Source organism: Pseudoalteromonas sp. NBT06-2 (genome assembly GCF_002276045.1).
Classification (GTDB): Bacteria; Pseudomonadota; Gammaproteobacteria; order Enterobacterales; family Alteromonadaceae; genus Pseudoalteromonas.
The window spans coordinates 1-14,825 of record NZ_NQMR01000073.1 but is presented as its reverse complement, the minus strand read 5'-3'; the positions used below and the strand labels follow the sequence as shown (position 1 = coordinate 14,825).

The 14,825-nt window shown below is 33.7% G+C and carries 15 protein-coding genes and 1 riboswitch; of the genes, 9 read left to right on the top strand and 6 right to left on the bottom strand.

The genetic code is table 11. The features are described from left to right. Positions 1–3: 3 nt before the first annotated feature. Positions 4–486, bottom strand: a complete 483-nt coding sequence (locus tag CJF42_RS14840) for a hypothetical protein (protein ID WP_095367443.1) — start codon at positions 484–486, stop codon at positions 4–6. 226 nt (positions 487–712) lie between these two features. Here CJF42_RS14840 and CJF42_RS27535 point away from each other — a divergent pair, with 226 nt between their 5' ends. Then, positions 713–898, top strand: coding sequence for a hypothetical protein (locus CJF42_RS27535; protein ID WP_170940621.1), 186 nt, complete (start codon positions 713–715; stop codon positions 896–898). A 69-nt stretch (positions 899–967) separates the two neighbouring features. On the opposite strand, the gene CJF42_RS14830 is transcribed toward CJF42_RS27535, so the two are convergent. The 3 genes from CJF42_RS14830 to CJF42_RS14820 form a co-directional block, all read right to left on the bottom strand. Then, a complete protein-coding gene (locus CJF42_RS14830; protein WP_095367442.1) occupies positions 968–3,130 on the bottom strand; it encodes a cation:dicarboxylate symporter family transporter in 2,163 nt (720 codons plus the stop codon). A 506-nt stretch (positions 3,131–3,636) separates the two neighbouring features. Beyond that, positions 3,637–4,407, bottom strand: coding sequence for a deoxyribose-phosphate aldolase (gene deoC, locus CJF42_RS14825; RefSeq protein ID WP_095367441.1), 771 nt, complete (start codon positions 4,405–4,407; stop codon positions 3,637–3,639). A gap of 278 nt (positions 4,408–4,685) precedes the next feature. Then, a complete protein-coding gene (locus CJF42_RS14820; RefSeq protein WP_095367440.1) occupies positions 4,686–5,600 on the bottom strand; it encodes a DUF808 domain-containing protein in 915 nt (304 codons plus the stop codon). Between the two features lie 207 nt (positions 5,601–5,807). Here CJF42_RS14820 and CJF42_RS14815 point away from each other — a divergent pair, with 207 nt between their 5' ends. Continuing rightward, positions 5,808–6,074 (top strand): hypothetical protein, encoded by a 267-nt coding sequence (locus CJF42_RS14815; RefSeq protein ID WP_095367439.1) that lies wholly within the window; start codon positions 5,808–5,810, stop codon positions 6,072–6,074. A gap of 119 nt (positions 6,075–6,193) precedes the next feature. Here the strand turns inward: CJF42_RS14815 and CJF42_RS14810 are convergent, their stop codons facing one another. After that, on the bottom strand, positions 6,194–7,255 hold the full coding sequence (locus CJF42_RS14810) for a potassium channel family protein (RefSeq protein WP_095367438.1): 1,062 nt from the start codon (positions 7,253–7,255) through the stop codon (positions 6,194–6,196). Positions 7,256–7,379: 124 nt separating this feature from the next. Then, positions 7,380–7,476, top strand: a riboswitch (cyclic di-GMP riboswitch). A gap of 70 nt (positions 7,477–7,546) precedes the next feature. Beyond that, positions 7,547–9,316, bottom strand: a complete 1,770-nt coding sequence (locus CJF42_RS14805; protein ID WP_095367437.1) for a DUF885 domain-containing protein — start codon at positions 9,314–9,316, stop codon at positions 7,547–7,549. Between the two features lie 283 nt (positions 9,317–9,599). On the opposite strand from CJF42_RS14805, the gene CJF42_RS14800 reads away from it, so the two are divergent. The 7 genes from CJF42_RS14800 to CJF42_RS14770 all read left to right on the top strand — a co-directional run. Then, entirely contained in the window at positions 9,600–10,610 is a 1,011-nt protein-coding gene (locus tag CJF42_RS14800; protein ID WP_252097619.1) for a GGDEF domain-containing protein, read from the top strand. A 180-nt stretch (positions 10,611–10,790) separates the two neighbouring features. Continuing rightward, positions 10,791–11,546, top strand: coding sequence for a bifunctional demethylmenaquinone methyltransferase/2-methoxy-6-polyprenyl-1,4-benzoquinol methylase UbiE (ubiE, locus tag CJF42_RS14795; RefSeq protein WP_095367436.1), 756 nt, complete (start codon positions 10,791–10,793; stop codon positions 11,544–11,546). Positions 11,547–11,596: 50 nt separating this feature from the next. Further along, positions 11,597–12,205 carry a ubiquinone biosynthesis accessory factor UbiJ gene (locus tag CJF42_RS14790; protein ID WP_095367435.1) on the top strand — a complete coding sequence of 203 codons (609 nt, stop codon included), beginning with the start codon at positions 11,597–11,599 and terminating at the stop codon, positions 12,203–12,205. Positions 12,206–12,278: 73 nt separating this feature from the next. Next, positions 12,279–13,883: a ubiquinone biosynthesis regulatory protein kinase UbiB gene (gene ubiB / locus CJF42_RS14785; RefSeq protein WP_095367434.1), complete on the top strand. Its 1,605-nt coding sequence runs from the start codon at positions 12,279–12,281 to the stop codon at positions 13,881–13,883. A 72-nt stretch (positions 13,884–13,955) separates the two neighbouring features. After that, complete coding sequence (gene tatA, locus CJF42_RS14780; protein ID WP_095367433.1) at positions 13,956–14,186, top strand: Sec-independent protein translocase subunit TatA; 231 nt, start codon at positions 13,956–13,958, stop codon at positions 14,184–14,186. A 2-nt stretch (positions 14,187–14,188) separates the two neighbouring features. Next, a complete protein-coding gene (gene tatB / locus CJF42_RS14775) occupies positions 14,189–14,506 on the top strand; it encodes a Sec-independent protein translocase protein TatB (protein WP_095367432.1) in 318 nt (105 codons plus the stop codon). Next, the coding region (locus CJF42_RS14770) for a twin-arginine translocase subunit TatC (RefSeq protein WP_170940620.1) at positions 14,496–14,825 on the top strand (330 nt) is incomplete at its 3' end. The genes tatB and CJF42_RS14770, both read left to right, overlap by 11 nt.

The following is a 14,825-nucleotide window of genomic DNA, read 5'->3' as shown; positions in this document are numbered from 1 at the left end:
ATCCTAACTAAGCTCTAATTCATCAAGCATTACTTTACACAAATCAATATAATCATGCAGTGTATTTTTCGCCCAATATTGTCTTTTATTAGCACTAGTTTGTATCAAATAATTATTAAACTCCTCAAAACCGATATTAGTATTGTTATTTGCATACTCCTTAAAAGCTTCGTGAACAGTTTTATGACCTACAGTCGCCTCACTTATTACAACCTCATATGCCTCTATTAATAAGCTTGTGAATTTCAACAACTCTATATTTGACGTGCCACGTTGTTTAAAACGATTAAACCTCTCTAATAATACTCTTTGCTCTTCTTTAGCGAGTTCAAGCACAACATCTGTTAGATAGCGGGTTTCACGATTAACTTTATTATAAAGCGCTTTAGTACGCTCTAGTTCTTTACGATAATTTTCACCTCGCACATAAAGCAAAGCCATAATAAAAATCCCAACAACAATGCCACTCACTAAGGTAATGTTCATAAATTCACTCTTATTATTGTTAAATAATTAATAATTAATAATTTAAACATCTATTTTCTGATTTTTTAAGTATATACCCAAACCACTTCAAGATGCAGGATTCAGTTGGAATTAGAAATGCTTTAGGCAAGACATTGATTGAAGAACATGGTTATTCCCTTTTCAAAATCAATAACGCTGCATAAAGTATTTATAAACCAACCTTACAGGGACTTCTGAGCAAATCATGCTCGTTGTTGCCTGCATGGATGTAGGTACTAGAGCAATGCAGGAGCATATTGCCGGTCCATCTTTTTTTAAGGGAGTAACCATTAATGCAAAGATGCGCCTAGATAATGAATTGCTCAGCAGTCCTGAACCTCACATCTTGAAGTGGCTTGGGTATAAGCAGGGAATTACAGTAAAGAAATAAAATCAAATCATATATACCTATGCTACTTGGAAATGCGTGATTTCTGCATTTCCAAGTAGCACGGGTATATTACGACTCAGATCCTGCGACTTCATCTATCACGGACCAACGCTTAACTTTAGGTTTACTGCCCTTTCCTAAAATCCAATAATCATAGAATTTCTGTATTTTACCATTTGCCTGCTTAATATCTAACCAGGAGTTAAAGTAGTTATTTAAATCTAAATGACGTTTAGCAACAGCAAATCCAATTGGATATTTAGCACTGGCATTCTCAGGCACAACAACACCATATTCAGGGTAAAACATTGTCCACGAGAATGCTGCTTCCGCACTTATCACAAGCGCATCATATCTATTTTCACCTTCAAAAAAATCTCGATAATTATCTATCGACTCAAAACTTAATCTTGGCTGCTGTTCAGACACTTTTTTCAAGAACGGTTGATGCTCAACATTGGCAAATAATAAAGAGTCATGTTCAAGAATTTTCTCTCTTGAACTAAATTCTTTCATACGATGGTCTTTGGTTACCAGTGCAAGTTGTAATTCTAAAACAGGGTCTGAATAATTGACCTTTTCTAAATCTCTGACATTGATTTCTAAACCAGACATCGCAATATCAAAATAACCTTTATTTAAGTATTGTGCTAATTGGTCTTTTTTAAATGGAATAAACTCGACTTTCACCTCCAAATCAGCTGCTAACTCATGGGCTAAACTAATATCAAAGCCAACCAATTCATGTTTGCGGTTAAAATATGAAAATGGTGCATTTTCAGCGATATAACCAACACGAAGTAATTTACGCTTTTTAATCACTTCAATATTAGTCAGTGATAGCTGCCCTGCTTCATATGCTTTAGGTACAAAACTTAAAACATCAGCAGGTACTTGTGTTGCCACTTGCATATTCGCGATGATTTCATCGGGTGCAGCCCCCGACTCGCTAAGCTTACTATTAAGCATAAATGCTACCAGCATCAAGCTCGGTAAAATAGCGCCTATGACACAAAAATTAAACACGGTTTTTACACGCTTAAAACTCAATTCAGATCGGATGTAGAAAATACTTAATAAAGTAAAACTAATAATATAAGCAACTGATGTAGGAGATACAAATTTTGCAGTTAATACCGACATAGCCAAATATAATTGATATGCATCAGCTGGCACTCTCGCTGCATCTAACAAATATGGTATCGCAATATGTACGTTCGCAAAATAACTTAACAATGCGGTTAATGTCAGGGAAGGAAGTTCTTCAAAACCTATTTCATGTCCTGTTAGCCAAGCGGAAAAAGCAACAAATATTAATGTGGTTAGCTTGCCTAAGCTGGGAAAGGTAAATGCGATAGGTACTAACACTTCAGCAACATGATCTGACTGCGCATCTGCTATTTCACGTTTATGCATATAGTCTTTAATGCCTTCAGTAATTACAGGTAACGTGATAAAAACATTACCTGTCGTGAAAGCTGTGATTAGTGCGTTTCGCGCTATATTGATCACATCTTTATATTTTACAGGTGTGAGCGCTGAAACAAGCATAGGCAATAATACAAAAATTAAAAAGAATGCAGTGAGTACTACTAAAACAAAATATACCTGAAGGTTATTTATTTGCTCTAAGCTAATAGTGCCCGCTGTACTTGCGGTGATTGCAAAAATACCCATAGGGAATATTTTTATCATTTTTTTAGAGATAACAGATAACCCCTCCCCTAAAACATCTAATATATTGAGTAAGCTGCTTTTACGCACATTCCCCATGAGTGCCATGCCTAACGCAATACAAAAAACCACTAATGCAGGTACGTTACCTTCAGCCATTGAAGCAAATGGGTTAGCAGGTATATATTGAGCAACAAAATCAATATCAGGCCTTGTAGCAACTAGGGCTGAGGAGAAAAACGTGCCCGCATCATGATGAGGCAATGTAAATGCAAAACACCAAATAACCACAATGCCAATTCCCCATAGGGAAAGCATCACGATCACTGCTTTTAGGATAATAGATTTTACTTGACTAGGTTCAAACTTACCTAAACCAACAATGAGAGAAACAACGATATATGGAAAAATAGTGATCTGCATAAGCTTGATAAAAGCTGCACCTATGGGAGACATCCACTGCACCCGCTCACCAAAAAAAAGCCCAACCACAATACCTAATATTAAAGCCCATAACATTAAATTTGCTTCACTTAGATACGCAAACAGTTTTTTCATTTTAATATTTACTCTTACCCTAAAATTGCAAGCTTAGCGGAACAAAACCATCTGTGCCAGAAAAATAAAAAACAAATTGTTACTCAAAACCAAATAAGTAATCTATTGATTTAAATACTTATTCAACAATTAAATTGAGTGATATTAAAATCATAATGAAATGAGCTATAAGGTTTTGAATCATAGAAAATATTACAAATTCATTTACTGTATTCGCTTAAATTGGATTTGTATTATCAAGCATAAACATGCCTATTTTATGCATTATATTTGTAATTGAAACTATATGAATAAAGGTTATAAAAAGAGCCCTTAAATTTTAAAATATGATAAATACGAGTGATTAACTCTTTTGCATAAATTGAATATGAAGAAATGACCTACCTAAGTGCATGACCGATACTTTTAATTCTTCATCATTTTTACCCGTATAAAAACTTGTAATATTTCAAACATCATTTATTTTTTAACATCAGTTAAAAATCTGTCCCTTATATATTTTGCTCTTAATAATTATTTGATTGAACTTGTTGTTCAACTTCTAGAATTGATAGTAAATTGGCTAATAAACTAGATGCGCCAAATCTAAAATGTTTAGTATTAATCCAACCTGAACCCATTATTTTCGCTGCCAAATCTAAATATTCCTTTGCCTCACTTACTGTTCTTACGCCACCAGCAGCTTTAAAACCGACACTTGGTTTTTTGCATTTTATAACATTAAGCATGATTTTTGCTGACTCTAATGTTGCATTTATTGATACTTTACCTGTGCTGGTTTTGATAAAATCAGCACCTGCATCAATTGATATTTCACTTGCTAATTTTATTAACTCAGGATCTTTAAGTTCACCCGATTCAATAATTACTTTTAGTAAAACATCATCACCACAAGCTTGCTTACAAGCAGATACTAAATCAAAACCAATCTGAGAATTGCCTGCGATTAATGCTCGGTAAGGTAATACAACATCCACTTCATCAGCACCCAACTCAACAGCTTGCTTAGTTTGCTTAACGGCTTCAGTAACATCATCATTACCATGAGGAAAATTTGTGACAGTTGCTATTTTAATATCTGACACGTTAAGGTTTTTAAATGCTTGCTTTGCTGCAAAAATAAATTGAGGGTAAATACAAATAGCTGCGGTTTCACCAACACTTGTTTTAGCTTGCTGACAAAGTGAAACTACAGCTTCATTAGTATCATTATCGTTTAAAGTTGTTAAATCCATTAAACCAAGTGCGGTTTGTGCTGCAATTTTAAGATCAATCATGAAGTTATCCAATAGTTTTTAAATAACGAGCATAGGAGATAAAAGCAAATAACTAAATCAGTTACTTGAGATAATAAGAGGGATAGTTCACTCTGCCCCTAAGAACGATAAGAGTGGACTTGGTTCCTTGAAGACTTTACTTTTTATCACCAAAACTATGGCAGCAAATTTAAATCCATTTATACCGCTGTTATTTATATAAATAAAATAACAGCAGTTATATTAAAATAGATCCTTAAAAACAATTCAAGTTTTACTTTAGGTTTTAATGATTAAGATCATGCTTTATTTTTAATGGTATGGAGTAAATGAACAAACATCACCACAATTAAACCAGCTAAAATGCCAATAGTGATATTTAATATTGAAGGTATAATGTAGCTTAACCAACTACCAGCTAAGCCAGATAGATAGCCAGTGATAACTTCAATACCATGATGTAAAACTGAAATACCATGACTGATAATACCACCACCAACCATAAACATAGCAACAGTACCCACAATGGACAATATTTTCATCAGATAAGGTGCAAAACTTAATAACCCTCTACCAATAAAACGTTTTAATTTTGCTCTCGCGGTTTGTTTGATATCTTTAACTAAATATAAACCTGCATCATCAATTTTCACTATCCCTGCAACTAAACCATAGACACCAATCGTCATGACTATTGAAATTATGCTTAATACACTCAATTGAGACAGAAAATTTTCTTGTGCAACAGCGCCCAAAGAAATAACGATAATTTCAGCCGATAAAATAAAATCGGTTCGTATCGCACCTTTAATTTTTTGGTTTTCATATCCTTTTAAATCTGAAACCTCTTTTTTATTTTTTTCACTTTGTGGCTTTGCATGAAAAAATATTTCAACTAATTTTTCAGCCCCTTCAAAACATAAAAACAATCCGCCTATTATCAATAAAGGTGTAATAGCAAAAGGAATAAAAGTACTGATCAATAAAGCGAGTGGGACTAATATTAATTTATTTAAAAATGAGCCTTTCGCAACGGCCCAAACAACTGGCAACTCTCTATCAGCATTCACTCCTGAGACTTGTTGTGCATTCAGTGCTAAGTCATCACCTAATACTCCCGCTGTTTTTTTTGCAGCAACTTTACTCATTACAGCAATATCATCAAGTAGCACTGCAATATCATCTATCAATGTTAAAAGGTTTGTACCAGCCATAGTTTCATGATTATTAAATAAGTTATTTCAATAAAATACACGTTTACATTTGAATTGACTATCAATGAATAAATATACTAGATAAATGCAGATCGGGAAATTTTATGAACTCTGACCACTTGATCATAAATTATACTAGCTTTTCTAGTGTAAAATAATTATCATTCCTTCATAAAATTGTATGGACACAAATTTAAGGAGAGTTATATGGTAGCATTAGCTAAATATAATACAAACTCTGTAACTGAAGATCGTAGACAGTTCAATAATATATCTGATACTAATGAGATATGGAATATACTCACTTTAGCTCAAAAAGTCGCTCTTAATAGATTAAACCAATTTGGTTACCGTTTAGCGTTTACTCGCGCTTCCGACGGTACTTACTTAGCAATTGCTATTTGTGACGATACCATCGCCACTATTGATTTTGAAGGTGAAGTCAATTTAAATCCTAAAATTAAAATCAGATAACAATTTTTTCTAATTTGAATAAATCAATTCTTGTTTGATTTAAAGTTAAGATTCATAATCTAAATATATAATTGGATTGTCTGTGCATAAAAACCAATTTCACGTATTTCATAACACACCTAAATTTCAGACCAACTGATTTCGCTGATCAGTAATCTATTTTCAGCGATGTAATGCAAAATATTACCATTTTTAATTTCATAGGATAACTCAGGGTTTAAGATTAAGTTGTCACCAATACTATTATCAGCCACCCCCAATAAAATAGCATTATGCCGATGTTTAAAATAATGAAAAATTTTTTCAAAGTTAAGCGATTGAGATAGCTTAGGTACTTCAATGCTAAATTGGGTATCACCAGTGAGCGTTGATAATAACTCCTCCTGAACACGACTTGAACCAGGATCTTGCATAGAGCGCACTAATATTTCTGCTGACTTAGAGCTACTACATTCCACATTAATACAGTGCTCTCTGAGCATTTCTATTTTTGTTTCATCTATAAAGTATGCACAAATATGACTCGTTGCTTTAACTAATTTGCTAATACGTAAAGCAGTAGTAAAGGTTTGATCGTCATCTTTACCATCTATAATCACTTTATCTGCTTTATCTAAACCAACACGATTAAGTTGTTCTTTATCGGTAAAACTGGTTAATTTTGCAAAGTCCACTTGTGGGTTTTCTAGAAATGGATGCGTCATATCATCCATTACAACTAACAAAATTTGTCGCTGCTCTCGTTTGTTGTCAGCCAATATGTATTGAATCATTTTAGCTGTTCGCGTTTTGTGCCAGCCAAAAATAATAATATGGCTATCATAATGAGAATAATTTTTATCGCCTGTCATCGCTTTTTTTATCAACTGTGTAATTGTTTGCCCTGTCTTTCCTAAAAAGACCCCAAAAAGTGCCAATCCAATAGGAATTTGCCCAAGTGCAACAAACCACTTTCCTAAGTCTGTTACTGGACTGAAATCACCATATCCTACGGTAGAGGTTGTTACTATGTAATAATAAATAAAATGATTAAATGAAATCAGTTCTTTTTCATTCGCCAACCATAATAAAAGCCAAGTAAAAAGCACATGAGCCAAAACAGAAAATAAAACTGTAGGCCAACTTAACTGGTCGATATGGTTACGAACCTTAGATAAAAACTTTTTAAATAACAGATGCATTGATTCGATTAGCTTAAATAATATTACTAGTTAGGCTACTAGAAGACTTAAAAAGAATCAATTTATTACAGTTAATACCATGACAGTTATCGGTTTACCTACTAAATCAAAAAAGAATTATTTAAGTAAGTGAAGGCAAACTTAGTGAAAACTTAGGACACAAAGCTATCGACCTAAGGGCAATTTAAATTCATAAGATCTATGAGTGCGATACTGTCAACGATAACAGGCCGGGGGGATCTCTGGCTGCTTCATTTACTCTCCTACCTATGAAGCAGCCATATTTACTTTTTATTTAAGTTTAGTTTCTTCAATATATAAAGCGATTTGCTGCTCTAATATAGATAATGGTACAGAACCATTTTTAAGAATTTGATGATGGAACTCTCTTACATCAAATTTTTCACCTAAACTTTCTTCAGCCTCTTTACGTAAACGCTTAATTGTTAACCCACCTATTTTGTATGATAAAGCTTGCGCAGGCCAAGAAATATAACGATCCGTTTCAGTTTTTACATTATGTAAAGACAGTGCCGTATTATCTTTCATAAATTTCATCGCTCGCTCGCGACTCCAACCAAACATATGCATACCAGTATCAACAACAAGTCTCGCTGCGCGCCACATCTCATAAGTTAAACGACCGAAGTTACTATAAGGGTTCTGATAAAAGCCAACTTCTAAACCTAACCATTCAGAGTAGAGCCCCCACCCCTCACCAAAAGCTGAAATATAAGCATTTTGTCTATAACTAGGTAAATTTTCAAGCTCACTATTAAGTGATATTTGTAAATGATGTCCAGGCACGGCCTCATGTAAAGTCAATGCTTCTAATACATATAGTGGGCGTTTATCTAAACCATAAGTATTTATCCAATAATAACCGGGTTGGTCATCTCTGCTAGGACCGATATATCTACCCGTTGTATATTTAGGAGCAATACTATTAGGTACAGGAGCCACACCATAAGGTGTTCGTGGCAATGTATGAAACAACTTAGGTAGCTGAGCATCAATCTTTTTAGAAATAAACGATGCTTCCTTTAATAACTCTTCAGGTGTTTTTGCATAAAACTGAGGGTCCGTACGTAAAAAATCTACAAATTTAGCAAAGTCACCTTCAAATCCTATCTGCTCTATAATGACTTGCATTTCAGCACGAATACGAGCGACTTCTTTCAAACCTAATTGATGAATTTCTACAGGAGACATTTCAGTTGTAGTGTAATGTTTTACTCTATTTTTATAAAACAACTCCCCATTTTCAGTGGTAGAAACACCTATCTCATTTCTAGCTGCGGGATAATATTCTTGCTTAAAAAAGGTTTTATAATTTTGGTATGCAGGAATAACTCGAGTTTTAATAATTTTTTTAGCTTGTTGTTGTAAAGATGCAAACTCAGTTTTATTTAAGTTCGTTTTATTTTCCTTAAAGGGAACATAAAAATTAGATTGCTCAGGATCATCTTTAATAAATGTCGTTATCGAATTTTCATAACCATTAAGCACGATTTTAGGTTGTGTAAAACCAATTTCAATACCCTTTTTCATCCAAAAAATATTTTCTGAAAAGTATCTAGGAATATCAGCAAGGCGCTTCAGATATAAATCGTAACCCTGTTTATTTGAAAAATCCGAACGAGAAGATAAAAAAGACATAGATGAATGAAAACCAAATTCAGAGGTAAGTGGCATAAAGTGCGCGTTAAAGCGATATTCATCTAAAGTATTGCGTACTTGGGCCTTTATAATCGCTAAGTTGATCTTATTATCGGCACTCATTTTCTCTGAATTTAACTCATTTAATTTGGTTAATATTTGTGTAAGTTTTTCATTTTTTGCTAATAAAAACTCAGGTGATAAATCCGGTAGAAAATGGTTATCTATACCTTCTTTAGTACTATAGGTATCTATACTTTTACGATAATCGATTATCTGCTCAGTTAACTGAGTAAAGTTGTTATTTTGATTTGATGCCGTTAAATTACAGCCAGTTAAAACTAGCGTTAATACACCAGAAATTAATATGTTATTTATTTTTTTTTCCATCTCTACTCTCATTTATTCCACCGATTCATTTAGGCTACTCCAAATGAAATTGCTAAAAAAGAAAAATACGACATAAACCCACATTATAGGATGTAAACAAAAAGTGAGTCATTATTACCCAAAGCAAGTACTTATGAGCTAATAAACTCCCACTTTATTCTGGTTTTACATAATTATTAGCTAAAACTATTCCAATATATTCAAATTTGTTTTCTAATGGTGAAATAACTCATGGATTGATATTTGTTTTCTTATTTAGCTGAGAAACAGCTACAAATTTATTGATTGGATAATTATGAAGTACCACGATCCTATGGCACAGGCTCAAGATAAAATGACTCGGCTTTGTCTATTTTTAGAAGAGCATCAACTCGCCCCTCATCCGATTAATTATCATGTGGCATATGCTTATATTTCTGCAGATAATGCAGAGTTAAATAAAGAGATAGCACTTTGTATTTCTAATAAGCAACCACTGGATGATTTTATCCTCGAGAACTTATATCAACGTCATTTATCTCAAGAACAAAAATCTCAAGATCTGTTAATAAAAGGCGTTACAAAAGTTGTTAATAATATAGAAACCTTAACAACTGAAGGTAGCCTAGCAATAAACCAATATATTGCCCAATTAGATAGTTCTCTTTTATCTATAGATGAAAATAATCTTACAGAATCTCGTCAAGTCCTCGCTAGCATCATCGATGCCAGTCATAAATTAAAAACATCACAACTTAAATTACAAGATAATTTAATGCAAGCGCAAACTGAAACAAAAAAAACCAAACAAAAACTATTAGCATTAAAACAAGCCACACATAAAGACCCTTTAACAGGACTGTTTAAGCAAAATTATATGATTGAACAAGCCCAGTTATGGATCGATGAAAATAAATCTCTTTGTGCGATCAATATTAGCATTGATGACTTCAATGATTTCAGTTGTAGGTACGGTCATATAATAAGTGATGTAGTACTCAATAAAATAGCTTCAAAAGTAAAATCTTACGTATTAGAAAGTGGTTTACCCGTAAGAACAAAGCAAGAAGAGTTTTTAATTATATTACCTGAACTAGAATTGACGGTTGTTACTGAAATTGCCGAAAAGATGCGAAGCGGTGTTGAAAAACTTCGTTTTGTAAGCTCTAGAACAGGTCGCAGGCTACCCACTATCACTATTTCTATGGGTATAGCACAAATTTCACCGAACGAAGAGCTAAATCACTTAACTCGTAAAGCATCCTCAGCTACTGAGCAAGCAAAACAAGCCGGTAAAAATACCGTTATCCAACATTTCAAAAAATAAAGCTTATTCACAAGAACAATACACTGCTTTTTTGTTCTCATATATGTATTTCTCTAATAAAATAACCTCCTCCCTAATTAGAACATATTCCCATTAGCCATAGATCTTGAGCTAGCATGGGTATACATAATCAAGTAAACTATTAAGGATAATATCTCTCGCATTGGATAGGGAAAAATGATGAAACAAACTCAAGACAATACAACTCACTTTGGTTATAAAACAGTCAATGAGAAAGAGAAAGTAGGCATGGTTGCAGAAGTTTTCCATTCTGTTGCTGCAAAATACGATATTATGAACGATTTGATGTCAATGGGTATTCATCGTCTTTGGAAACGTCAAACTATCGCAAGTTCAGGTGTGAGAAAAGGTCATAAAATTTTAGATTTAGCTGGTGGTACTGGAGATCTAACCTCTAAATTCAGCCAAATTACCGGTGAGACAGGGCAAGTTATCTTAGGCGATATTAATGACTCTATGTTAAAAGTAGGTCGTGAAAAATTAAGAAATCAAGGTCGCGTAGGCAATATTGAATATGTACAATTAAATGCTGAAGCACTGCCTTTTCCTAATAATAGCTTTGATATTATCTCTATTGCATTTGGTTTACGTAATGTTACCGATAAAGATAAAGCTCTTGCATCTATGTTTCGCGTATTAAAACCCGGAGGCCGTTTATTAGTCCTTGAATTCACCAAGCCTGATAATGAATTATTAACTAAAATTTACGATTTTTATTCGTTCAACATTTTACCAAAAATAGGTTCAGTAGTTACTAACGATAGTGAATCTTATCAGTATTTGGCTGAATCAATTCGCATGCATCCAGATCAAGAGACATTAAAAGACATGATGGAACAAGTTGGTTTTGAGCAAACAAGCTACCAAAACCTAACAGGTGGTATTGTTGCTTTGCATCGTGGTTTTAAATACTAAGTTAAAATTTTTAGGCGAGTGATCTCGCCTTTACTTTCTAGGGAACCAATATGCTATCCCAGCTAGTTATCACCTTAATCGAATCAATCTTAAATCAAACAATAAAATTATCGCCTCAACTTCACTTTAATTTAAGTGCTATCAAGCACAAAAAATTACAACTAAGCATTAAAGATTGGCAACAAGATTTTATTTTATTATATACAGGTGAAAAATTTATAATTTTAACCACAGATGAAAAGCAAGCTGATTGTATTATTTGCGCTAGCATAGAAACATTATTAAAGTTAAAAGATCCTGCAAAAATCACAAAATTAATTAGAGAAGGGAAACTCGATTTAGAAGGTGATATCCAATTAGCGCAAACTTACAGTCGTGCACTATCACAGGTAGATATAGATTGGCCTGAACAACTTTCTCATATTCTTGGTGATGGCATGAGTCACAGAGTGACACAAGGTATCACATCACTGTATTCGCAAAAACAAAAACTAGTAGAAAAACTAAAGTCAACCACACAACATACTTTGCAAGACGAACTTAAAATAGCAATGCACCCTATTGAATTAACCATTTTTAAAAATGACAATAGACAATTAAAAAGTGATCTTGAATTATTAGAACACAGAATAAACGTTTTGATGCAAAGCGTAATTTAAGAGCTTTCCCCTGATTTAACAAAGCTCAACCATGCTACAGAGATACCTTCTCTATAATGAAAGGAAATAGATTTTGCGGATTGCCAGATTATATAAAATAGTCCAAACCCTATTACATTTTGGTTTAGATGAACTGATCCCAAAACATGTACGACCTTGGTTTTATATCCCATTACGTCTCTCTGTGTTTTGGTTGAAAAACAAGCACAAGGAAAAAAGCTCGGGACAGAGGTTACGGCTCGCATTGCAATGCTTAGGCCCTGTATGGATCAAGTTTGGTCAAATGCTATCAACACGTCGCGATCTGTTATCTGATGATATCGCACAAGAACTTGCTTTATTACAAGATCAAGTATTACCATTTCCAGGTGAGCAAGCACAAAAGTTAATTGAAGACGCATTAAATTTAACTGATATTTCAGATTTATTTGATGACTTTGATGTACAGCCTTTAGCATCAGCTTCCATAGCGCAAGTACACACAGCAAGACTTAAAGAAAGTGATAATGAGCATCATGACATAGTCATAAAAGTCATTCGTCCAGATATAGAGCCTGTTATTCATTCCGATCTTAAATTAATGCAGGATTTGGCAGTGCTAGTCAGTAAATTTATTCCTGATGGTAAACGATTAAAACCAATTGAAGTCATCAAAGGTTATAAAAAAACCATTATTGATGAACTTGACTTACTACGTGAAGGCGCTAATGCCATGCAGCTTAAACGTAATTTTGAAGGCTCAGAATCACTTTACATACCTCATGTATATAGTGACTATAGTCGGAAAAACATTTTAGTCATGGAGCGAATTTATGGTATTCCAGTTTCTGATATTGCTGAACTGGAAGCACAAAATACTAACATGGGATTACTTGCAGAGCGTGGTGTAGAAGTGTTTTTCACCCAAGTATTTCGGGATAGTTTTTTTCATGCAGATATGCATCCCGGAAATGTGTTTATTTCAAGAGAAACACCTGAAAATCCTAAATATATTGGCATAGATTGCGGTATTGTAGGTACTTTAAACAAAGAAGATAAACGCTATTTAGCAGAAAACTTTATCGCTTTTTTTAATCGTGATTATCAAAAAGTAGCTCAATTACATGTAGATTCGGGCTGGGTACCTGCTGATACAAGTATTGAAGATTTCGAATTTGCCATTCGCACAGTATTAGAGCCAATTTTCCAAAAACCGCTTGCTGAAATCTCTTTTGGCAAAGTGCTCATTAATCTATTTAATACTGCTCGTCGCTTTAATATGGAAGTACAGCCGCAATTAGTATTACTACAAAAAACGCTACTTTACATTGAAGGCTTAGGCCGGCAACTATATCCACAACTAGACTTATGGAAAACAGCCAAACCTTTCCTTGAAGACTGGGTTAAAGAACAAATGGGTCCTATGTCGGTTTTAAAACAAATAAAAACCAACTTTCCATTTTGGGCTGAAAAATTACCAGAATTACCGGATCTCATTTATTTAAGCTTAAAACAGCAAAACCAGCTGCAAAACAATGAAAAAAAAGTGCCAAATCAAAAACCCATATTATTAGCTATGGTATCTTGTGCTGGGTTTATTGTTACTGCCTTGCTATTTGTTTCAAATAAAGAAACAGAATCAATTATTACTGGCAGCATTGCCTGCTTTAGTTTTATTGCTGCTTGGCGTAAACTTTAGCGTATAAACAGCATAATTTACGTCGAAAAATCTAAATAGATTAAGTTATTATTATTTTAAGAGGAATATATTATGGGTCTTGGTGGAATTGGTATTTGGAATTTATTAATTATATTAGCCATTATCGTGCTTTTATTTGGCACAAAAAAACTAAAAAATATTGGTGGTGATTTAGGTGGCGCAATAAAAGGTTTTAAAAAAGCAGTTTCTGAGGAAGATAAAAAAACTGAATCAATTAATCATCAGGAAAAAAAAGATACTACAAATGCTGATGTAAAAGCTAAAGAAAAAGATAAGGCCTAACTATGGGCGCTTGGGAACTGGTTATTGTTTTTATCGTAGGTCTAGTAGTTTTAGGCCCTGAACGTTTACCTATTGCAATACGCACAGTAAGCCGTTGGGTCAAAACAGCCAAACAATTTGGTCAATCTGTACAATCAGAGATAAATGAAGAGCTTAGAGTGCATGAGCTTCATAACAACCTAAAAGAGGCTGAAGAAAAAGGCATGAAAAACTTATCGCAGGATCTTCAAAGTTCATTAGACGAACTAAATCAAGCAGCCCAATCGGTTACCCATAGTTACAAAAAAACAGGTGAAAAAGAATCTAAAAATGACAAATGAGAAAGACACATCACAAAGCCAATCTGGCTTTATAGGCCATTTGGTTGAATTAAGAAATAGACTTGTTCATGCAATTTTGTCGATTCTTGTGATATTTATTGCCTTAGTATATTTTGCTAATGACATTTACAGTTTTGTGGCAGAGCCTTTAATTTCAAACTTACCGCAAGGCACAAGCATGATAGCAACAGATGTAACTTCTCCATTTTTTGCCCCTTTTAAACTAACACTATTTGTTTCGCTGTTTTTGGCCTTCCCCTTCATTTTGCATCAAATTTGGGGTTTTATTGCGCCTGGTTTATACAAAAATGAAAAACGT